General features: G+C 68.9%; 21 protein-coding genes and 3 tRNA genes. 7 read left to right on the forward strand and 17 right to left on the reverse strand.

All coding sequences use genetic code 11. The annotated features are described in order from the left end of the window. Nucleotides 1–46 precede the first annotated feature (46 nt). From rplA to ACFULQ_RS23760, 5 genes are all read right to left on the reverse strand, one after another. Entirely contained in the window at nt 47–772 is a 726-nt protein-coding gene (gene rplA / locus ACFULQ_RS23740; RefSeq protein ID WP_383546947.1) for a 50S ribosomal protein L1, read from the reverse strand. Between the two features lie 83 nt (nt 773–855). Further along, on the reverse strand, nt 856–1290 hold the full coding sequence (rplK, locus tag ACFULQ_RS23745; protein WP_030317334.1) for a 50S ribosomal protein L11: 435 nt from the start codon (nt 1288–1290) through the stop codon (nt 856–858). Nucleotides 1291–1456: 166 nt separating this feature from the next. Next, nucleotides 1457–2308: a transcription termination/antitermination protein NusG gene (nusG, locus tag ACFULQ_RS23750; protein WP_383546949.1), complete on the reverse strand. Its 852-nt coding sequence runs from the start codon at nt 2306–2308 to the stop codon at nt 1457–1459. 81 nt (nt 2309–2389) lie between these two features. After that, nucleotides 2390–2677, reverse strand: a complete 288-nt coding sequence (secE, locus tag ACFULQ_RS23755; protein ID WP_123762496.1) for a preprotein translocase subunit SecE — start codon at nt 2675–2677, stop codon at nt 2390–2392. A gap of 108 nt (nt 2678–2785) precedes the next feature. Then, nucleotides 2786–2858 (reverse strand) — tRNA-Trp (locus ACFULQ_RS23760). Between the two features lie 248 nt (nt 2859–3106). Between ACFULQ_RS23760 and ACFULQ_RS23765 the strand changes: the two genes are divergently transcribed. Together ACFULQ_RS23765 and ACFULQ_RS23770 are read left to right on the forward strand one after the other, a co-directional pair. Beyond that, complete coding sequence (locus ACFULQ_RS23765) at nt 3107–4333, forward strand: pyridoxal phosphate-dependent aminotransferase (RefSeq protein ID WP_383546951.1); 1227 nt, start codon at nt 3107–3109, stop codon at nt 4331–4333. 112 nt (nt 4334–4445) lie between these two features. Continuing rightward, nucleotides 4446–5486, forward strand: a complete 1041-nt coding sequence (locus tag ACFULQ_RS23770; protein WP_383546953.1) for an adenosine deaminase — start codon at nt 4446–4448, stop codon at nt 5484–5486. 19 nt (nt 5487–5505) lie between these two features. Here ACFULQ_RS23770 and ACFULQ_RS23775 read toward each other — a convergent pair whose 3' ends face one another. Then, nucleotides 5506–6123, reverse strand: a complete 618-nt coding sequence (locus ACFULQ_RS23775; RefSeq protein WP_383546955.1) for a TetR/AcrR family transcriptional regulator — start codon at nt 6121–6123, stop codon at nt 5506–5508. A gap of 131 nt (nt 6124–6254) precedes the next feature. Between ACFULQ_RS23775 and ACFULQ_RS23780 the strand changes: the two genes are divergently transcribed. Further along, nucleotides 6255–6887: an NAD(P)-dependent oxidoreductase gene (locus tag ACFULQ_RS23780; RefSeq protein WP_383546957.1), complete on the forward strand. Its 633-nt coding sequence runs from the start codon at nt 6255–6257 to the stop codon at nt 6885–6887. Nucleotides 6888–6933: 46 nt separating this feature from the next. On the opposite strand, the gene ACFULQ_RS23785 is transcribed toward ACFULQ_RS23780, so the two are convergent. From ACFULQ_RS23785 to ACFULQ_RS23820, 8 genes are all read right to left on the reverse strand, one after another. Then, nucleotides 6934–7989, reverse strand: a complete 1056-nt coding sequence (locus tag ACFULQ_RS23785; protein ID WP_383546958.1) for a UDP-N-acetylmuramate dehydrogenase — start codon at nt 7987–7989, stop codon at nt 6934–6936. A gap of 560 nt (nt 7990–8549) precedes the next feature. Continuing rightward, on the reverse strand, nt 8550–10007 hold the full coding sequence (locus ACFULQ_RS23790) for an MFS transporter (protein ID WP_383546960.1): 1458 nt from the start codon (nt 10005–10007) through the stop codon (nt 8550–8552). An 82-nt stretch (nt 10008–10089) separates the two neighbouring features. Next, a complete protein-coding gene (locus ACFULQ_RS23795; RefSeq protein WP_383546961.1) occupies nt 10090–10659 on the reverse strand; it encodes a TetR/AcrR family transcriptional regulator in 570 nt (189 codons plus the stop codon). A 112-nt stretch (nt 10660–10771) separates the two neighbouring features. After that, entirely contained in the window at nt 10772–11200 is a 429-nt protein-coding gene (locus ACFULQ_RS23800) for a MaoC family dehydratase (RefSeq protein ID WP_383547063.1), read from the reverse strand. 8 nt (nt 11201–11208) lie between these two features. Next, entirely contained in the window at nt 11209–11661 is a 453-nt protein-coding gene (locus ACFULQ_RS23805) for a MaoC family dehydratase N-terminal domain-containing protein (RefSeq protein ID WP_356455881.1), read from the reverse strand. 102 nt (nt 11662–11763) lie between these two features. Continuing rightward, complete coding sequence (gene rpmG, locus ACFULQ_RS23810) at nt 11764–11928, reverse strand: 50S ribosomal protein L33 (protein ID WP_003948671.1); 165 nt, start codon at nt 11926–11928, stop codon at nt 11764–11766. Nucleotides 11929–12017: 89 nt separating this feature from the next. Then, a tRNA-Met gene (locus tag ACFULQ_RS23815) sits at nt 12018–12090 on the reverse strand. A 46-nt stretch (nt 12091–12136) separates the two neighbouring features. Then, nucleotides 12137–12209, reverse strand: a tRNA-Thr gene (locus ACFULQ_RS23820). A gap of 255 nt (nt 12210–12464) precedes the next feature. Between ACFULQ_RS23820 and ACFULQ_RS23825 the strand changes: the two genes are divergently transcribed. Further along, nucleotides 12465–13757, forward strand: coding sequence for an amidohydrolase family protein (locus ACFULQ_RS23825; RefSeq protein WP_383546963.1), 1293 nt, complete (start codon nt 12465–12467; stop codon nt 13755–13757). 231 nt (nt 13758–13988) lie between these two features. Beyond that, nucleotides 13989–14645, forward strand: coding sequence for an NAD(P)H-binding protein (locus tag ACFULQ_RS23830; RefSeq protein WP_383546964.1), 657 nt, complete (start codon nt 13989–13991; stop codon nt 14643–14645). Between the two features lie 216 nt (nt 14646–14861). Here the strand turns inward: ACFULQ_RS23830 and ACFULQ_RS23835 are convergent, their stop codons facing one another. Beyond that, nucleotides 14862–15074 (reverse strand): hypothetical protein, encoded by a 213-nt coding sequence (locus ACFULQ_RS23835; RefSeq protein WP_330265030.1) that lies wholly within the window; start codon nt 15072–15074, stop codon nt 14862–14864. A gap of 205 nt (nt 15075–15279) precedes the next feature. Between ACFULQ_RS23835 and ACFULQ_RS23840 the strand changes: the two genes are divergently transcribed. Both ACFULQ_RS23840 and ACFULQ_RS23845 read left to right on the forward strand, forming a co-directional pair. Further along, complete coding sequence (locus tag ACFULQ_RS23840) at nt 15280–15750, forward strand: hypothetical protein (RefSeq protein WP_383546966.1); 471 nt, start codon at nt 15280–15282, stop codon at nt 15748–15750. Nucleotides 15751–16226: 476 nt separating this feature from the next. Further along, nucleotides 16227–16898, forward strand: coding sequence for a hypothetical protein (locus ACFULQ_RS23845; protein ID WP_383546968.1), 672 nt, complete (start codon nt 16227–16229; stop codon nt 16896–16898). A 352-nt stretch (nt 16899–17250) separates the two neighbouring features. Here ACFULQ_RS23845 and ACFULQ_RS23850 read toward each other — a convergent pair whose 3' ends face one another. Together ACFULQ_RS23850 and ACFULQ_RS23855 are read right to left on the reverse strand one after the other, a co-directional pair. Next, complete coding sequence (locus tag ACFULQ_RS23850) at nt 17251–17940, reverse strand: AAA family ATPase (RefSeq protein WP_383546970.1); 690 nt, start codon at nt 17938–17940, stop codon at nt 17251–17253. Continuing rightward, nucleotides 17937–18695 (reverse strand): GntR family transcriptional regulator, encoded by a 759-nt coding sequence (locus ACFULQ_RS23855; RefSeq protein WP_383546972.1) that lies wholly within the window; start codon nt 18693–18695, stop codon nt 17937–17939. Before ACFULQ_RS23855 ends, ACFULQ_RS23850 begins: the two co-directional genes overlap by 4 nt. Nucleotides 18696–19423 lie beyond the last annotated feature (728 nt).

Below are 19423 nucleotides of genomic sequence, written 5' to 3' on the forward strand. Positions count from 1 at the left end.
GGCCCCGCACCTCGAAAGGTGCGGGGCCCGTGAACCTGCCGGTGTCTCAGACCGCGGCCGGGTCCTCCTCGACGAGGAGGTTGCGGGTGCGGTTGGAGTCGACCGGGATGCCGGGGCCCATCGTGGTGCTGATGGCGGCCTTCTTGATGTAGCGGCCCTTGGCGGCGGACGGCTTCAGACGGATGATCTCCTCGAGCGCCGCACCGTAGTTCTCCACCAGCTTGGTGTCGTCGAACGACGTCTTGCCGATGATGAAGTGCAGGTTCGAGTGCTTGTCGACGCGGAACTCGATCTTGCCGCCCTTGATGTCCGTGACAGCCTTCGTCACGTCCGGGGTCACGGTGCCGGTCTTGGGGTTCGGCATGAGACCACGGGGACCGAGCACGCGGCCGAGGCGGCCGACCTTGCCCATGAGGTCCGGGGTGGCGACGACGGCGTCGAAGTCCAGACGGCCCTTCGACACCTCGTCGATCAGCTCGTCGGCGCCGACGATGTCGGCGCCCGCGGCACGAGCGGCCTCGGCACGGTCACCGGTCGCGAAGACCAGGACCCGGGCGGTCTTACCGGTGCCGTGCGGGAGGTTCACGGTGCCACGGACCATCTGGTCGGCCTTGCGCGGGTCGACACCCAGACGGAAGGCGACCTCGACGGTGCCGTCGAACTTGGTCGTGGAGGTCTCCTTGGCGAGACGGACGGCCTCGAGCGGGGCGTACAGCTTCTCCCGGTCGATCTTCTCGTCCGCAGCGCGAAGGGCCTTGCTGCGCTTGCTCACAACTGCTCCTGTGTGTTCTTAGGAGTCGTGGTACGGGCCGAGCCGGCCCTGCCACTTCTGCTTGATGTACGGGGGGTTGGGGCTCAGCCCTCGACCGTGACGCCCATGGAACGCGCGGTACCGGCGATGATCTTCGCGGCGGCGTCCAGGTCGTTGGCGTTGAGGTCGGGGAGCTTGGTGGTGGCGATCTCGCGGACCTGCGCCTCGGTGATCTTGGCGACCTTGGTCTTGTGCGGCTCGCCGGAGCCCTTCTCGATGCCCGCGGCCTTGAGGATCATCTTCGCGGCCGGCGGCGTCTTGGTGATGAAGGTGAAGGAGCGGTCCTCGTAGACCGTGATCTCCACCGGGATCACCCAGCCACGCTGCGACTCGGTCGCGGCGTTGTACGCCTTGCAGAACTCCATGATGTTGACGCCGTGCTGACCCAGCGCGGGGCCGACCGGCGGAGCCGGGTTGGCGGCACCGGCCTGGATCTGGAGCTTGATGAGCCCCGTGACCTTCTTCTTCTTGGGAGGCATAGCTCTCCGGGTCCTTTCGATTCGGGTCCTGCCTGCGCTCGGGGACCACCCGGACGCAGGCATACCGCACAACGATAGCGGGTATAGATGCGCGGCCAAAAACCGAGCAGGTCAGACAGGCTCTGAAAGCCCGCCTGACCTGCTCGGAAGCTCTGTCCGGAAGAAGCTAGTTCTTCTGGATCTGGTCGAAGGACAGCTCGACCGGGGTCTCGCGGCCGAAGATCTCCACCAGGCCCTTGACCTTCTTGGAGTCGGCGTTGATCTCGTTGATCGTGGCCTGGAGGGTGGCGAAGGGGCCGTCGGTGACGGTGACCGAGTCGCCGACCTCGAAGTCCAGGACCTGGACCTCGACCTTGCGGGCCGGAGCCGGCTTGCCCTCGGCCTCGGCGGCCTCGCGGGCGGCCTTCTCCTCGGCCTCCGGGGCGAGCATCTTGACGATCTCGTCCAGGGTCAGCGGGTACGGGTCGTAGGCGTTGCCCACGAAGCCGGTCACGCCGGGGGTGTTGCGGACGACGCCCCAGGACTCGTTCGTCAGGTCCATGCGCACCAGCACATAGCCGGGGAGCTTGTTCTGACGGATCGTCTTGCGGTCGCCGTTCTTGATCTGGACGACCTCTTCCTGGGGCACCTCGGCCTGGAAGATGTAGTCCTCGACGTTCAGCGAGACGGCACGCTGTTCGAGGTTGGTCTTCACGCGGTTCTCGTAACCGGCGTAGGTGTGGATGACGTACCACTCGCCGGGAAGGGTCCGCAGCTCCTCGCGCAGGGCGGCGACGGGGTCGACCGGCTCGGCCGGCTCTTCCTCTTCCGCCTCGTCCTCGACGGCCTCGACGTCACCACCGGACTCGACCTCGGCCTCGCCCTCGACGTGCAGAGCGGATTCCTCGGCGGCCTCGCCGGCCTCGGCGTCGGCAGCCTCGACCTCGTCCAGGTCCTCGTCCGCGCCCTCGACGATGTCGAGCTCGTCGTCGACAGACTCGTCGGGCTCGATGGCGTCGTTCAGGTTCTGGTCAGACACGGTGGCTGCTTCTTCCTGGATACTTAGGGGTGGAACATGCGAAAAGGGGCGCCGGTAACCTCGGCGCCCTTCGCTCTGTGCTCAGCCGAATACGTACTTGGCGGCGTGGTTGAGTCCATAGTCAATCACGGTCACCAGACCGATCATGACGAGGACGAAGACGATCACCACGGTCGTGTACGTCGTCAGCTGGTTCCGCGTCGGCCAGACGACCTTGCGGAGTTCTGCGACGATCTGCCGGTAGAAGGTCGCCAGACGCTTCAGCGGGCCCTTCTTGGCACGCTTGCCGCCCTTGCGGGTCTTCTTCTGGGTCTCCGGCACTTCATCCTGGGCGCCAGGCGTATCGATGGAGCCCACGGCGTCCGCCATTCGTCCTCACCTGTTCCCGGGTCGTGGCCGTGCCGCGCCCGGTCGGAGCCGCACGGCGGTGCAGTGCTGTACGTACATGCGCACACATCCTGGCGGGGAGGTGTGTAGCAGGGCCGGAGGGACTTGAACCCCCAACCGCCGGTTTTGGAGACCGGTGCTCTACCAATTGAGCTACGACCCTTTGCGTGCCCCCCAACGTACCGCATCCGACCGGGTGCTCGGTGTGCACCTGGCGGGGCGGCTGCTGAAGGCCAACGAGGTGAGAGTGTACGTGGTCCGCGGCCCCCCGTCGAACAGAAAGCGCCCGTAGGGGCCTTGGGGAAGGAAGATCGCCCAGCGTGCGGTGCGAATCCGGACGGTTGTTCCACTGTTGTTCAGTCTGTGAAACCCGTGTGCCGGGGAAGTTTCCGGTCTGGAACGATGGGCCCCATGAGCGCTGCAACCCCTCCCACCGAGCGCCGGGTCTCCGCCCGAGTCGGCGCGATCTCCGAGTCCGCCACCCTCGCCGTGGACGCCAAGGCCAAGGCCCTCAAGGCCGCCGGGCGTCCGGTGATCGGCTTCGGCGCCGGTGAGCCGGACTTCCCGACCCCGGACTACATCGTCCAGGCCGCGATCGAGGCCTGCTCGAACCCGAAGTACCACCGCTACACGCCGGCCGGCGGCCTGCCCGAGCTGAAGGCCGCGATCGCCGCGAAGACGCTGCGCGACTCCGGCTACGAGGTCGACGCGTCCCAGATCCTGGTGACCAACGGCGGCAAGCAGGCGATCTACGAGGCCTTCGCCGCGATCCTCGACCCGGGCGACGAGGTCATCGTCCCGGCGCCGTACTGGACGACGTACCCGGAGTCGATCCGGCTGGCCGGCGGTGTCCCGGTGGAGGTGGTCGCCGACGAGACGACCGGCTACCGGGTCTCCGTCGAGCAGCTGGAGGCGGCCCGCACCGAGAACACCAAGGTCGTCCTCTTCGTCTCGCCCTCCAACCCGACCGGTGCCGTCTACAGCCGCGAGCAGATCGAGGAGATCGGCCGCTGGGCGCTCGAGAAGGGCCTGTGGGTCCTCACCGACGAGATCTACGAGCACCTGGTCTACGGCGACGCCGAGTTCCACTCCCTGCCGGTGGTCGTGCCCGAGCTCGCCGACAAGACCGTCGTGGTCAACGGTGTCGCCAAGACGTACGCCATGACCGGCTGGCGGGTGGGCTGGATCATCGGCCCGAAGGACGTCGTCAAGGCCGCGACGAACCTCCAGTCGCACGCCACGTCCAACGTGTCGAACGTCGCCCAGGTCGCCGCCCTCGCCGCGGTCTCCGGCAACCTCGACGCGGTGGCGGAGATGCGCACGGCCTTCGACCGCCGCCGCAAGACGATCGTCCGCATGCTCAACGAGATCGACGGCGTCTTCTGCCCCGAGCCCGAGGGTGCCTTCTACGCCTACCCGTCGGTCAAGGAGCTGCTCGGCAAGGAGATCCGCGGCAAGCGTCCGCAGGACACGGTGGAGCTCGCCGCGCTGATCCTGGAGGAGGCCGAGGTCGCGGTCGTCCCGGGCGAGGCCTTCGGCACGCCGGGTTACCTGCGGCTGTCGTACGCGCTGGGTGACGAGGATCTCGTCGAGGGCGTCAGCCGGATCCAGAAGCTGCTGGCGGAGGCGCAGGACTGAGCCGCCGTACCGGAAGCACCCCCTCCGTGGAGGGGGTGCTTTTTTGTGCGAGCAAGACCACTAAAGGGGAAAGCGGTACCGGGACGCCCGTGGCGTACGGCAGGATCGGCGAATGGAGCGTGTACGTGATGTCTCTGAGCTGCCGAAAGCCCATCTGCATCTGCACTTCACCGGCTCGATGCGCCCGGGGACGGTTCTGGAACTGGCCGACAAGTACGGGGTACGACTGCCCGAGGCGCTGGTCGACGCGCTGACCAGCGGGGAGCCGCCGAGGCTGCGGGCCACGGACGAGCGCGGCTGGTTCCGGTTCCAGCGGCTGTACGACGCCGCCCGCTCGTGCCTCAGGGAGCCCGAGGACATCCGGCGGCTGGTGCGGGAGGCCGCGGAGGAGGACGTGCGCGACGGGTCGGGGTGGCTGGAGATCCAGGTCGACCCGACCTCGTACGCGCCCCGGCTCGGTGGGCTGATCCCGGCGCTGGAGATCATCCTGGACGCGGTGGAGACGACCTCGCGGGAGACCGGGCTCGGGATGCGGGTGCTGGTGGCCGCGAACCGGATGAAGCACCCGCTGGACGCGCGCACGCTGGCCCGGCTGGCGGTGCGGTACGCGGACCGGGGCGTGGTCGGCTTCGGCCTGTCGAACGACGAACGCCGGGGCATGGCCCGGGACTTCGACCGCGCCTTCCACATCGCGCGCGAGGGCGGCCTGCTGTCGGCGCCGCACGGCGGCGAGCTGGCGGGTCCTGCCTCGGTGCGGGACTGCCTGGACGACCTGGACGCGAACCGGATCGGGCACGGGGTGCGCGCGGCGGAGGACCCGCGGCTGCTGAAGCGGCTCGCGGACCGGGGGGTGACGTGCGAGGTGTGCCCGGCGTCGAACGTGGCGCTCGGCGTGTACGAGAAGCCGGAGGACGTTCCGCTGCGCACCCTCTTCGAGGCCGGCGTACCGATGGCCCTGGGTGCCGACGACCCCCTGCTCTTCGGCTCCCGCCTGGCCGCGCAGTACGAGATCGCCCGCCGCTACCACGCCTTCACGGACGCGGAACTCGCGGAACTGGCCCGCCAGTCGGTACGGGCCTCGGCGGCACCGGAGGACATGAAGACGAAGCTGCTGTCGGGGGTGGACGACTGGCTCAGCGGCCCGGCCTCCTGACGTGGGCCGGGCCTGACGGTCACACCGATTCCCCCGCTGCCGCGATTCCGCCCAGCAGGGTCCGGGCCAGCCGGGCGGCGAACTCCTCCACCGGCGGCCGTACGCCGTCCTGGGTGGCGTCGTAGGCGAACGCCCGTTGCGCGCAGGCTCCCAGCAGGAGGGAGGCGGCGGCGAAGGTGTCGGCGGTGAGGGCGACCCGGCCGATGGACTGCTCGGCGCGGAGGTAGGTGTCGAGCCACTCGATCGGCTTGTGCGGGCCGGAGTCCATCTCGCGCATCGCGTCGTCGTGACGCCGCTTGAGCTGGGTCTCGGCGTACAGCGAGGCGGCGATCGGAAAGCTCTGCTCGTAGAAGAGGGCGGCCTGGCGGGCGATCTCGGTGAGGTTCTCCTCCAGGCTGTTGCGGCCCGGCTCGGCGGCGAGGGCGTGCAGCAGGGGGGCCAGTTTCGGGAGGCGTTCCGCGAGGACGCGGATGAACACCTCCTCCTTGCTGGCGAAGTACTTGTACAGCGCCGCCTCGGAGCAGCCGGCCGCCTTGGCGATCTCCTTGGTCGTGGCACGCGCGAGCCCAACGGTGAGCATCAGCTCGTGGGCGGCGTCGAGGATGCGAACGCGGGCCGGACCGGGCTTGGGCTCCATGCTGTGCGTTTCTCCTTGGGTCGGATGTGGGTCGGATGGCGGGCTTGACGGGTGGGTGAGTACTTACCCACTCTAGAAGGAGGCAGAGGTGAGTGAATACTCACCCACCTCCTTCGAGTACGGGAGTACCCATGAAACTCACGGTTTTCGGTGCCACCGGGGGCATAGGGCGCGAGCTCGTCCGGCAGGGCCTGGCGGCAGGCCATGAGGTCACGGCGGTCGTCCGGGATCCTGCCCGGCTGGCCGTCACCGGCGCACGGCTGGAGGTGGTGCGTGCGGATCTCACCGACCCGGAGGTCCTGCGGCCCGCCGTGACCGGGCGGGACGCGGTGCTGTCCGGGCTCGGGCCGCGGGCCCGCAAGGACGCCGGAATCGCGACGCGGCTGACCCGCATCGTCCTGGCCGCGATGGAGGCGGAGCAGGTCCGGCGGGTCCTGGTCGTCAGCGCGGGGCCGGTCGGGCCGGCGCCCGCGGAGGACGGGGCGGTGGACCGGTGGATGCGGGGGCTCGTGTCCGCCGTACTGAAGGATGTCTACGCCGATCTGCGCGAGATGGAGGCGGAGCTGGCGGCGAGCGGTACGGACTGGACCGTCGTGCGTCCGCCGCGCCTTCAGAACAAGCCCGTGACCGGCGAGTATCGCGTGGTGGCCGGGGGTTTTCCGGCTCGGGGACGGTTCATCGCGCGGGCGGATGTGGCGCACGCGATGCTGGGGATGGTCGGGGACGCGGGGGTGGTGAAGCAGGGGGTGGGGGTGGCGTACTGACGCTCTGGTGGCGTACGACGCTTTCGGGCCTGGTCGGCCACAGGTTCTACAGGTTGACGCCCACGGTCACCGGTTCGTTGACCAAGGTGATCCCGAAGGTGTCCCGTACGCCCTTGACGACCTCTCGGGCCAGGGCGAGGAGGTCCTCGGTGGTGGCGTCGCCCCGGTTGGTGAGGGCCAGGGTGTGCTTGGTGGAGATGCGGGCGGGGCCGGTGCCGTAGCCCTTGGTGAAGCCGGCCTTGTCGATCAGCCAGGCCGCGGAGGTCTTGGTGTGGCCGTCGCCCGCGGGGTAGGCGGGGGGTTCGGCGTCCTCGCCGAGGTGCTGCTTCACGCGCGCGTGGAACTCATCGAACTGGGCGGCCGTGAGGATGGGGTTGGTGAAGAAGGAGCCGGCCGACCAGGTGTCGTGGTCGTCGGGGGCCAGGACCATGCCCTTGCCCGCGCGCAGCTTCAGGACGGTCTCGCGGGCGTCGGCGAGGGGGACGCGGTCGCCGGGTTCGACGCCGAGGGTGCGGGCGGTCTCGGCGTACTTGATCGGCGCGGAGAGGCCGCCGGCGTCCTCCAGCTCGAAGTGGACCCGCAGGACGACGTAGCGGGTGGGGTCCTGCTTGAAGCGGCTGTGGCGGTAGGAGAAGGCGCAGTCGTCGTTGGTGAGGGTGACGGTCTCGCCGGTGTGGCGGTCGTAGGCGGTGACCTCGGTGATGGTGGAGGACACCTCCTGGCCGTAGGCGCCGACGTTCTGGATGGGAGTCGCGCCGGCGGAGCCGGGGATGCCGGCGAGGCACTCGATACCGGCGAGTCCGGCGTCGACGGCGCGGGCGACGGCGTCGGTCCACACTTCGCCGGCGGCGAGTTCGAGGTGGGTGCCGGTGAGTTCGAAGCCCCGGGTGCCGATGACGAGGGCGGTGCCCTCGAACCCCTTGTCCCCGATGACGAGGTTGGACCCGCCGCCGATGACGAGGAGGGGGGTGCGGGTCCTGTCGGCCTCGCGGACGACCTCGATCACCTCGGCGTCGGTCACCGCGGTGACGAGCCGGGTGGCGGGGCCGCCCAGGCGGAAGGTGGTGAGGGGGGCGAGGGGGGCGTCGTGTCGTTCCTGCACGCGGTACAGGGTACGGGGGGCTTGGGGTGTGGCCGGGTGCGGCTGGGTGGGGGCGGGCGTTTTTGCGCAGTTCCCCGCGCCCCTGAGATGCCTGCGGCGGCCCGTTGCTGTTCGGTGGGGGCGTGTGTAGCGCGTGCGGTCCGGTGGGTGGGTCGGTGCCGGGGTGGGGGGTATCCGTCCTCGGTCCGGCGGCTCGGTCCTTCAAGTGGTGCTCGGTTCCGGACGCCGGCCGCTGCGGGCGGACACCCCCCACCCCGTCCCCTTCACGCCGTACGCGGCCAACGGCACGTCGTGGCACAGGTGACTGCACCCACCCAGGGGCGCGGGGAACTGCGCGACAAGCCACGACGCACCCGCACCCGCTCGACAACCGAACCCGGCACATCAGTAGGCGCCCGGCCCAAGCCCAGCGCAGCGGGGGCGCGGGGAACTGCGCGACCAGCCCCCACACACCCGCACCCGCCCCACAACCGCACCCGGCACCCCAGAAGGCGCCCGGCCCAAGCCCAGCGCAGCGGTCCCGCCCTCCCCGGACGGGACCGTCGACCTGACCAGGCAGCTCAGCCAGCCACCCCCTCCAACTCCCGCACCTCCTCAGTAACCCCCCGCACCACATCCCCCGCAACCCGCTTCCGCGAAGGAATCAGCAGAGCCGCCAGCCCAGCGACCGCCACAACCCCCGCCCCAGTGACCAGCGCCGGCCGAAGCCCGTCCACGAAGGACTGGCCCGTCTCGTAGCCGCCCTGCGCGGAGAAGATCGACGCCATGACCGCGATTCCCAGCGCCCCACCCACCTCACGCAACGCGTTGTTCGCCCCGGAAGCGATGCCCTGCTCCGAGGGCCGCACGCTCGACATGACCAGGTTGGACGCGGGGGCGAAGAACAGGGCCATGCCGATGCCGCTGAGGACGAGACCGGGAAGCTGCGAGCCGTAGGACGCGTCGACGGTGACGACGGACGCCAGGTACGCGAGCCCCGCCGCCTGGAAGAACAGCCCCGTCGCCACGACCGGGCGCCCGCCGATGCGGTCGGAGAGGATCCCGGCGATCGGCGCGACGAGCATCGGCATGCCGGTCCACGGCAGCATCCGCAGCCCCGCCTCGGTGGGCGAGTAACCGAGAACACCCTGCATGTACTGGCTGAGCAGGAAGATCGAACCGAACATCCCGAGGAACATGAGGAGGCTCGCCGCGTTGATGCCGGAGAAGGCCCGGGACCGGAACAGCCGCATCGGAAGCATGGGGTTCTTGGCCCGCGTGCTGTAGAGGACGAACGCGGCCAGAAGCGCACCGCCCGCGAACAGGGCCAGCAGCACCAGGGAGTCGGTCCAGCCGTCGGACGGGCCGCGGACCAGGCCGTAGACGACACCGAAGAGACCACCGCTGGCGAGCAGCGTGCCGGGGATGTCGAGGCGCGCCCCCGTGCCGTGGGACTCGGCGAGACGGACCCGGGCGAGGGGCAGCAGGACGACGCCGAGCGGGACGTTCAGCCAGAAGATCCACTGCCAGGAGATGTGCTCGGTGAGGCTCCCGCCGATCAGCGGTCCGGACGCGACCGCGAGTCCGTTGACGGCGCCCCAGATGCCGTACGCCATTCCGCGCCTGGCGGCGGGGACGGCCGCGGTGAGGAGGGTGAGCGTGAGCGGCATCATGATCGCCGCGCCCACGCCCTGGACCGCGCGGGCGGCGATGAGGGAGTCGATGCCGGGGGCCAGGGCCGCGGCGGCCGAGGCGCCGGTGAAGATCGTGAGGCCGACCAGGAAGAGCCGGCGGCGGCCGAAGCGGTCACCGAGGGCCGCGCCGGTCATCAGCAGGACGGCGAAGGTCAGCGTGTAGGCGCTGACGGTCCATTCGAGGTCGTGCAGCGCTCCGCCGAGGTCCTCGCGGATGGAGGGCAGGGCGGTGGTGACGACGAGGTTGTCGAGGGCCGCCATGAATCCGGCGACGCTGGTGATGACGAGGGCCCAGAGGGCTCCCCCGCGGCGTGCGGTCGGTGTGGCTTGCGCTTGCTGTGACATCGCTCCCCCAACGGGTGATTAGTTATTGGTCACTAAGTTTCTCGATCATGAAAAGGCGCCGATGACGCCTCCTCCGCTGAGCTCACTTCTCCAGCCGGCCCGTGACCCGCGCCGACGGATAGAGCCCTTCCCAGACCCGGTGCTCGGGCGGGAACCCCATCGCCACCAGGCAGTTGATCAACATCCCGTACGCCAGGAAGGTCGTCGTCTCGTTGACGTCGGCGCCGAGCGGCAGATGGACGGTGTCCCACAACCGCATCCAGCCGGCCCGCACCGCCTCGCCGAACTCATGGTCGCCCTCCTGCTCGGCGGCGCCCACCGCGACATACATCTGCATCTGCATCCGAAGCCGCTCGGGCTGCTCCGTGATGACCCGGGTGTACGCGTCCGCCATGGCATGAAGGGCCTCTTCGCCCTCCAGACCTTTGGACGCCTCCTCGAAGGTGCGGATGGTGTCGTCCACGCAGCGCTCCGCCGCCGCCACGAAGATCGCCTTCTTCCCCGGGAAGAGCCGGAAGAGATACGGCTGCGAGACCTCGACCCGCTTGGCGATCGCCTCGGTCGAGGTGCCGTGGTAACCGCCGCGGGCGAACTCGATCATCGCCGCACGAATGACGCTCTCGCGCCGCTCTTCCGCACTCATCCTGGCCATGCGGCTAAGTTAGTACTCAATCACTAACTTGGCAAGAGGCGGATCGCGGAGGAAATGTAAGGAGCGCCCCACCATGGAGGACGCTCCTTACATCGGCACCTGGAGGCAGCCCTCAGGCCAGTCGTACGACGGCTCGCGACATGCCCAGGACCTTCTGCCCGGCGCTGGTCGCCGTGAGGTCCACGCGGACCGTGTTGTCGTCGAGCTTGGCGGCGACCTTGGCGCTGACCTCGATGGTGGCGCCCTGGTCGTCGTTCGGGACCACGACGGGCTTGGTGAAACGCACGCCGTACTCGACGACCGCGCCCGGGTCGCCGGCCCAGTCGGTCACCACGCGGATCGCCTCGGCCATGGTGAACATGCCGTGCGCGATGACGTCCGGCAGCCCGACCTCCTTGGCGAACTTCTCGTTCCAGTGGATGGGGTTGAAGTCCCCGGAGGCGCCCGCGTACTGGACGAGGGTGGCGCGGGTCACGGGGAAGGTCCGGGCGGGCAGCTCGGTGCCGACCTCGACGTCGCCGTATGCGATCTTCGCCGTCATGTTCTTCGTCACGCCCCCTCGGCCGCGCGGGCGACCAGCTTGGTCCAGGCGGTCACGACGTGCTCGCCGGCCTCGTCGTGGACCTCGCCGCGGATGTCCAGGATGTCGTTGCCGGCCATGGACTTGATCGCCTCGATGGTGGAGGTGACCGTCAGCCGGTCGCCGGCGCGCACGGGGCGGACGTAGGCGAACTTCTGGTCTCCGTGCACCACGCGGCTGTAGTCCAGCCCGAGCTGCGGGTCCTGGACGACCTGGCCGGCCGCCCTGAAGGTGATGGAGAAGACGAAGGTCGGCGGGGCGATCACATCGGGGTGGCCGAGCGCCTTGGCGGCTTCCGGGTCCGTGTACGCGGGGTTGGTGTCCCCCACCGCCTCGGCGAACTCGCGGATCTTCTCCCGGCCCACCTCATAGGGGTCGGTGGGCGGGTAGCTCCGCCCCACGAAGGACTGGTCGAGTGCCATGGCCTCGGCACCTCCTGGTTGCTCTACTGGCCGGTACGGGGTCGCTCAACGACGCGAGGCCGCCCCCGATCTCTCGGGGACGGCCTCGTGTACGAGCCTGATTTATCGCGTCTCGCGGTGCGCGGTGTGCGCGTTGCAACGCGGGCAGTGCTTCTTCATCTCCAGTCGGTCCGGGTTGTTACGCCGGTTCTTCTTGGTGATGTAGTTCCGCTCCTTGCACTCCACGCAGGCCAGCGTGATCTTCGGGCGGACGTCGGTGGCAGCCACGTGAGTGCTCCTTGACGAACGGATGGGATGGTTTAACGCATAGAAGAGTAGCCGATCGAAGGACCGACCCCGCAATCGGCTACTGTCAGTAGCGGTGACCGGACTTGAACCGGTGACACAGCGATTATGAGCCGCTTGCTCTACCGACTGAGCTACACCGCTGAGATGCGATCCGTTCCCGCCTTGCGACGGGAACCTCACACACCAGAGCCCCAATACGGAATCGAACCGTAGACCTTCTCCTTACCATGGAGACGCTCTGCCGACTGAGCTATTGGGGCGAGCGATGAAGACATTACACGGTCCGCAGCCGTTCACCCAAATCCGTTTCGTGGCGCCCCGGGTGCCTTGATCCACGGGCTTCACGGAGGTCTCGGGCGCCTCTCCCGCACGGCGGACCACACCGGTACGACTATTGCGCTCCTCCCTGTGACGGGGGCGCGGCCACCCTAGGCTCGACTCACTCTGCGTGATCTTGCGTCCCTTGCGCGGTTCCGGTGGCTCCGGGCAGCGCAGCCCCGAGCCCCTGGAGCGCGATGCCCGACAGCCAGCCGCAGCCGCACCACTCCTCGTCGTCCTGGTCGGGCGCCCCGTCGTCGGGCGGACCGGACGGGGCCGGCCTCCTGTTGTGCGGGGCGCGGCTCACCGACGGCCGGACCGTGGACGTACGGCTGGGCGGCGGGCGCATCGAGGCGGTCGGTACGGCCGGGAGCCTGGCCATGGGCGGCACGCGCGCGCGTGGGGCGCGCGTGGACCTGAGCGGCTACCTCCTGCTGCCGGCCCCGGCCGAGCCGCACGCCCACGCCGACACCGCACTGTCGGCCGACGTCGAGGGACCGCTCTCCTACGACCCCCACGATGTCCAGCGCCGGGCCACCGAGGCCGCCCTGCTCCAGCTCGGGCACGGCGCGACCGCGCTCAGGGCACACGTGCGCGTGGGGGACGTCCAGGGCCTCGGCGCGCTGGCCGCCGTACTCCAGGCCCGGCGTTCGCTGCGCGGGCTCGCCGAGTTGACCGCGGTGGCGATGCCACGGGTGCTGACCGGGGTGGCCGGCGCCGAGGGGCTCGCGATGCTCCGGGACGCGCTGAAGATGGGCGCCTCGGTGGTGGGCGGCTGCCCGGACCTCGACCCCGATCCGACCGGCTACGCGGAGGCGGTCCTGGAGGTGGCCTCGGAGTACGGCTGCCCCGTCGACCTGCACACCGACGCCGCCGACCCTGCCCGTCTCGCCCGGCTCGCCGCGATGGCCGGCGGACTGCGGCCCGGTGTGACCCTCGGCCCCTGCGCGGGCCTCGACCACCTGCCCACCGAGGTGGTGTCCAGGACCGCCGACCAGCTCGCGGCGGCCGGGGTGGCGGTGGTGTGCCTGCCGCAGGGCTGCTGCGGGGGCGTCGACGACCGGCGGGGTACGGCGGCCACCGCGGCCACGGCTCCGGTACGGCTGCTGCGCGCGGCCGGGGTCCGGGTGGCGGCCGGGAGCGGGGCGCTGCGGGACGTCTCGAACCCGGTGGGGCGCGGTGACCCCCTGGAGGCCGCGTATCTGCTCGCCTCCCGCCACGGGCTGCGGCCCGAGGACGCCTACGACACGGTGAGCTGCTCCGCGCGGGCCGTCCTCGGGCTCCCCGAGGTGCGCGTGGAGGCGGGCTTCCCGGCCGAGCTGCTCGCGGTACGCGGCGACCGCCTGGCCGGCGCGCTCTCCCTGGCGTACAGCCGGATCGTGGTGCACGGGGGGCGCGTGGTGGCGCGGACCAGCGCGGTACGGGAGTACTGCAACTCGGCGACGTCGGAGTTGGGGTTGCCTCGGCAGGGGCGGGGGGAGGTGTCGTAGGGGCGGGCGCTGGAGGGGTGGAGGGTGCGGGCTGTGGCTGCTTGAGGGGCGGGGTGTGGGGTCGCGGTTGATTGAGGGGCGGGGTGTGAGGTCTGCGCTTGATTGAGGGGGCGAGGGTGTCGGCTGGACCTGTCTGAGGGCGCCGGGGTGGTGCGCGGCTGGTCGGTCGCAGGGGCCGTCGGCGCCGGACGGCACAGGCGGATGCGGCTGTTGGGGCGTACGGTCGAAGACATGCGCATTGTCATCGCTGGAGGACATGGTCAGATCGCGCTGCGGCTGGAGCGACTGCTCGCCGCGCGTGGGGACGAGGCCGCGGGGATCATCCGCCGCGCGGAGCAGAGCGACGACCTTCGGGACATCGGCGCCGAACCGGTCGTGCTGGACCTGGAGTCGGCCTCGGTCGAGGAGGTCGCGGCCGTTCTGCAGGGCGCCGACGCGGCGGTCTTCGCGGCGGGCGCGGGTCCGGGCAGCGGCGCGGCCCGCAAGGACACGGTGGACAAGGCGGCGGCGGTGCTGTTCGCGGACGCGGCGGTCCAGGCCGGCGTACGACGCTTCGTGATCGTGTCGTCCATGGGCGCCGACCCGCACCACGAGGGCGACGAGATCTTCGACGTGTACCTGCGCGCCAAGGGCGAGGCGGACGCCTATGTGAGCGGCCTGGACTCCCTGGACTGGACGATCCTGCGCCCGGGTGCGCTCACGGACGACCCGGGCAAGGGCCTCGTACGGCTGGAGGCGCACACCGGGAGGGGCTCGGTCCCGCGCGACGACGTGGCCGCCGTAATCGCGGAGTTGCTGGACACGCCCGCGACCGCCGGGCTGACGCTGGAGCTGATCAGTGGCTCCACGCCGGTGTCGGTGGCGGTCAAGTCGGTGGCGGGCAACTGAGGGCGGGCGCAGGGGGCGTGCCGGCCGCGCGGGAGGCACTTCGGCGGCCGGCCGTGCGGACTCGGGGCGGGGCGTAGGGCTTTGGGCTCACCGGGGCACGGGGTCGGGCGGGGAGCGTAGGCCGCCCGGCGCACGAGGGTCGTAGGTGGCCCGTGCCCGGCAGGTCGGAACTGCGAGAGCCCGGCTCAGAAGAGCGGGGGCTGGCCGGAGCGCGGCTCAGAAGAGTGGGAGCTGGCCGGGGACGGTCGGGACCGTGTACCCGTCCAACGACGGCTGTGCCGCTCCGAGTTCCGCCTGTCTGCGGGAGCCCGGGCAGGAGACCAGTTGACCTCTCTCGCGGGCTCCGGGCGGATCGTGCCGGGCGAAGCGACCGGCGACGACCGCGATCTCGCGACGGCATTCGGGGCAGAGCCTGCGACGACTGGACATGCAGTCAGTGTGCCCCGGACGGGCGGGGATCGTGCGTCTTGGAGCCCTCGCCCCCTCCCCCACCCCCAATAGGCCGTTCTCGAAGGGGTATTCGGAAACGACAGCGGTATCCGTCGATTCTGAGGAGGTACGTGCCGTGCGCTCCTTCAAGCGCTGGCTCGACCGCAGTCTGACCGCACAGGCGGTCTTGGTTTTCCTTGTGTGTGTGGGTGTCACTGCTCTGATCCGCTGGGACCGCGACCCTGTCGTGTGGGTGGTCCGAGGGGCGCTCTTCACCGCCGTCACCATGACGTTCGTGGCCGTACAGCGCCGCAGGGCCCGCCGCGCGGCAGGCACCGACTCACGTGGACTCGTCGAACTCGGCCGCAGGATCCGGCATCGCGAGGTGCCGACCGACCCCGAGGAACGGGCGGCCATGCGAAGGCTGGTGGACGATCAGTTGGAGCGCTTCGAACGCAACGCCCGCTGGCTGCCGTACTGGCTGGGCTTCATGGGCCTGATGGCGGCCGCGATCCTCGCCCTGGGCGTGGCCACCGGTTCGGTGGTCTTCCCGCTCGTCTTCGCACTCGGCACGGCCGCCTTCTGCTGCTGGATCCTCTGGGTGCGCCGCCGCACCCTGGACCGCTTCCACTACATGCGCTCGGCCCTGCAGAAAGAACACGAACACGCGTCCTGACCCACGCCCCGACCGGTGAGACACATCACGCCGTCCCGAGTCACGCACCCCGAGACCCCCGAACACGAAGAGACCCCCTCCGCCCTGCGTTTCCGCAGTTCGGAGAGGGTCTCTTTCTCAGCGTGGCGGCGCCAGGATTCGAACCTGGGAAGGCTGAGCCGGCAGATTTACAGCGGGCCGCTTCCCGGCCATCTGACCTGCGGTTACCGACAGTTGAGGCGCGCTGGGGGGACACCTGGGGGAAACCGATGCTTGAGGGCGAGACGAGCGACAGATAGCGAAGGCCCCGGGGCTCAATGCATCCCAGCCCAGGGGCGGCTGCCGCCACCTCCACTGATCGAAAGCTTTCACTCTTGATCGAAACCCTCCGATCAAGATCGAGATTCAAACTGCCCTCTGATCCGCTTGACGTCTCGTCCCGCCGTGCTTCAAAATCAAGCTCACTGAACGATCGACTGAAGCGGGAAGGAGGCGACATGCCTAACCACAACGATGGCACTGGCGCTGGCCTCATCGCTTTCATCGACAGAGCTGCCAAGCGTGGTGAGATCCCCCGGGGGACAGCAACGGCACTGCGGATCTCGGTTACGCACATCCTCGGCACGGAAGAGGTCGAGTTTGATGCCATCGACATCCGCTCGCTGGACGTAGAGGATCTCATCCAACGCTTCGAGAATCTGAAGAGTGCTGAGCTCAGCCCCGCCAGCATCTCGACGTACCGATCTCGCTTCCGCCAAGCCGTTAGCATGTACAAGAAGTACTTGGATGGCGGCTCTTGGAAGCCTGTTATCAAGATCCGGCGACCGAAGAACGGGACAAACGGACGCTCAACGGAGGAGAAGTCGCCCACGGCTAGCGACGACATCGAGGCAGGTACGGAGATCGCTGTTGATCAAGTGCCTACGCAGTCGGCGCCGCTGACCCATCGCTCCGACGCAGTGGCTCAACCTGCCCTGGTGTCTTACTCATTGCCGCTGCGACCAGACCTCATTGTGAGAATTGAGCTTCCGATCGATCTCACTGGGGCAGATGCCGCCCGTATTTCAGCCTTTGTGAAAAGTTTGGCGTTCGACGAACGTCTACAACTGCCTCCAGGTAGATCCGACGCTGGAGGGCCCCCCGACCAGGAGCGCCGTGATGCCGGGTAAAAATGAAGCGGCGACCGGCATAAGTAGGTCTGTTGGGACCGCCGGTCGCCACCGGGCCGTAAGCTAACCATTTTCCTGGCAGGGAGCTTGGCTTGCGTGGCTCGCAGCCGTAAGCGTACGGCGGCAGACAGCGAAGAGCAATCTTCATAGCTGCTGCGGTGTGGATGGACAGCCCGCCAGCACGCGCTGACAGACCACATCAAGAGTGCCGTCAACGACTCCGTTGACGGCACTCACTCATTTCCTACCACCCAGTTACAGGCGCTGTGCCCTTGCCAGGCACGCGTCGCTCCGTTGAGCTGCCCTTCAGACTTCAGGGGGCTCGTCATCAAACGTACGCTTGATGGGAGCGCTACGTTGGCGGGCAGGGACGAAGGGCTTCCATGGCCGCGATCACGCCTGCGGAGTCGCCCTCGTAGAGGAGATGAGGTTCGTCTGCTTGGGGGGGAATAAACCGGGTTCGGTACCGCTGGAGATCACTCTCCGAGAAGTAGATCGAGTTCGGATCATCCGCGTGGAAGTCGTTGCGCCGGCTGATCCTCGCCCAGAGTTCGTCATGGCTCGCTGCGAGATAGACCAGTACCGGGGTGGCGCCGGCGTCCGTGGCGATGGCTCGCCACCTAGCACGATCTTCCGGGGTCCAGAAGCCGTGGTCGACGACCACGTCACGTCCTGCCTTGAGTCGTTCCCTGAGTTCAACCGCCACGTCTTCGAGTACTGGCCGCTCAAGGGCAGGGAAAGTGCCCCGCGGGAAGTCGACGCCGTAGACGCCGTGTCGGCGGTACATCTCTTCATCTGGGCACAGACGAACGAACCCGCGGTCGGTGAGGGCTCGGGACAGCGTGGTCTTGCCGGAGCCAGGAAGCCCGGCCATGAGGATGCAGAAGGGCGCAGGCGCGGTCATTGGTCTCGTCAGGGTCTGGGAGATCGCAGAGATTTCCACTTCGGCTTCGGGCGCGGGCATGCCGATACGGCGAGCGGTGAGTAGAGCGCCCATCCGATCTTCAAGGACACTCAAGAGCGTGTCATCCAAGGTGGTCACGGGGAAACCTCCGACTCCGTCCGCCAGGTTCGACCAGGCCCACCTAGGTCAACACCGTATTCCACGACGTTGTTCTCACTGTCGATGAACTTCGCGGTCATCACGACCACAGGCTCCGCCGGCGGGTTCTCCGGGTCCAGCTCCAAGTGCTCGGTGTCTTCCGCAGTGAGCAGGCGCGCTGACGCGGTGTCGATCCGATGACTGATCGGGAGGCCAGTCGCTTCGGCGATGAGCTGGAGTGAGGTACCCCCCGTCAATCGCTCGCTCTTCGCCAACTGCGGGATCAGTTTCCCGTACCGAGCCGGAATCCAAGACGTACTGTGCGCCACGATGCCGTGTCGGTCCCGGTACACGCGGCTCCGACGAATCACGTCGGAGCGAGGCTCGATACCGAGAGCCTGCGCCACTTCCAGAGGCGCAGGGACCACGCCAGCCTTGTGCGAGTCGGATCGTTCACCGGACCCCCAACTTGATCCTGTACGGCGGCCCCGGTCCTGACGCTGAGATCCCGACGACATCGGGCCCGGCTGGTCTAGGACTTCCGTTCCGATCCCGTGGATGCCTCGAACCATGCCTTCGTTGCGAAGCTTGCGCAGCGCTTTCTCAGCCGTGGCCGTGCTCACGCTCCACTCTTCCGACAGGTTCTTAATGCTCGGCAGGAGCGTCCCCGGCGGTAGCTGGCCGGACGTGATCAGCTCCGCATAGTGGGCGGCAATCTTCGCGTACGGCGCCCGGTTGTCGGCCTGACCGGCCATTTCGCCTGCTCCTTCGTCTCGGTTCCCTGAGGTTCCCTAGCTTACCGCTTGACACCGCAGGGAACCCTAGGGAACCTTAGGGATGTGCCCGTCGGTCGGAACGTCGACCGGAGGTCACCGTGTCCCGGTATGCCCGCATCAAACAGGGGCGCACCGCCTCGGAGCTGCACCAACGCCCGGAGGAAAGCCCCGCAGGGGTGAGTACGAAGACAGCGTCAGTTGGTTGAGAATTCAATAGGGATTCAAGTTCGACGGGGTGTGAGTCCTCGTCCCCGTTGCGGCCCGGGTGATGGCCGACGGCGGCCACTTCATGGCGGGTGAACCCGTCCCGCCCTGCGTGCCAGCTCTGGAGAACAGTCCTCGGGATCATCCCTTCCTTTCGGGAGGTCAACCCGTTGTCTACCACCTGGCGCGCGCCGCCCTGCTGGCGTCAGAGCAGTGACGATGACGCGCCCGATGTTCCCGGCTCGGGGCCGGTCCGCTGTGGCAACGGCGGACCGGTGAAAGCCGTGTCCCTGCGATTCGCGGGAGGTCGGCATGGGCCGACGGCATACCAAGGCGCCGCCGCGATGGACCGGTCGGCGGTGCCCCTGCTTCTTCCGGTCCGCCCTGGCTTCGCAGCGCTGAACGCTGCGGCCGGCTGCCTCTCCCGCCCGTACCTCGCTGCGCACTTGGGGCCGGGGGACGGACGGGAGTGCGGGGAGCCGGAGTTTCCGACTTCAACGGCG

This window comes from Streptomyces sp. NPDC057253, assembly GCF_042669125.1.
GTDB lineage: Bacteria > Actinomycetota > Actinomycetes > Streptomycetales > Streptomycetaceae > Streptomyces.

Coding starts and splice junctions, on each gene's coding strand:
- rplK (WP_030317334.1), bottom strand. CDS start 1,290: ATGCCTCCCAAGAAGAAGAAGGTCACGGGGCTCATCAAGCTCCAGATC.
- secE (WP_123762496.1), bottom strand. CDS start 2,677: ATGGCGGACGCCGTGGGCTCCATCGATACGCCTGGCGCCCAGGATGAA.
- ACFULQ_RS23765 (WP_383546951.1), top strand. CDS start 3,107: ATGAGCGCTGCAACCCCTCCCACCGAGCGCCGGGTCTCCGCCCGAGTC.
- ACFULQ_RS23770 (WP_383546953.1), top strand. CDS start 4,446: ATGGAGCGTGTACGTGATGTCTCTGAGCTGCCGAAAGCCCATCTGCAT.
- ACFULQ_RS23775 (WP_383546955.1), bottom strand. CDS start 6,123: ATGGAGCCCAAGCCCGGTCCGGCCCGCGTTCGCATCCTCGACGCCGCC.
- ACFULQ_RS23780 (WP_383546957.1), top strand. CDS start 6,255: ATGAAACTCACGGTTTTCGGTGCCACCGGGGGCATAGGGCGCGAGCTC.
- ACFULQ_RS23790 (WP_383546960.1), bottom strand. CDS start 10,007: ATGTCACAGCAAGCGCAAGCCACACCGACCGCACGCCGCGGGGGAGCC.
- ACFULQ_RS23795 (WP_383546961.1), bottom strand. CDS start 10,659: ATGGCCAGGATGAGTGCGGAAGAGCGGCGCGAGAGCGTCATTCGTGCG.
- ACFULQ_RS23800 (WP_383547063.1), bottom strand. CDS start 11,200: ATGACGGCGAAGATCGCATACGGCGACGTCGAGGTCGGCACCGAGCTG.
- ACFULQ_RS23805 (WP_356455881.1), bottom strand. CDS start 11,661: ATGGCACTCGACCAGTCCTTCGTGGGGCGGAGCTACCCGCCCACCGAC.
- ACFULQ_RS23825 (WP_383546963.1), top strand. CDS start 12,465: ATGCCCGACAGCCAGCCGCAGCCGCACCACTCCTCGTCGTCCTGGTCG.
- ACFULQ_RS23830 (WP_383546964.1), top strand. CDS start 13,989: ATGCGCATTGTCATCGCTGGAGGACATGGTCAGATCGCGCTGCGGCTG.
- ACFULQ_RS23835 (WP_330265030.1), bottom strand. CDS start 15,074: ATGTCCAGTCGTCGCAGGCTCTGCCCCGAATGCCGTCGCGAGATCGCG.
- ACFULQ_RS23845 (WP_383546968.1), top strand. CDS start 16,227: ATGCCTAACCACAACGATGGCACTGGCGCTGGCCTCATCGCTTTCATC.
- ACFULQ_RS23855 (WP_383546972.1), bottom strand. CDS start 18,695: ATGGCCGGTCAGGCCGACAACCGGGCGCCGTACGCGAAGATTGCCGCC.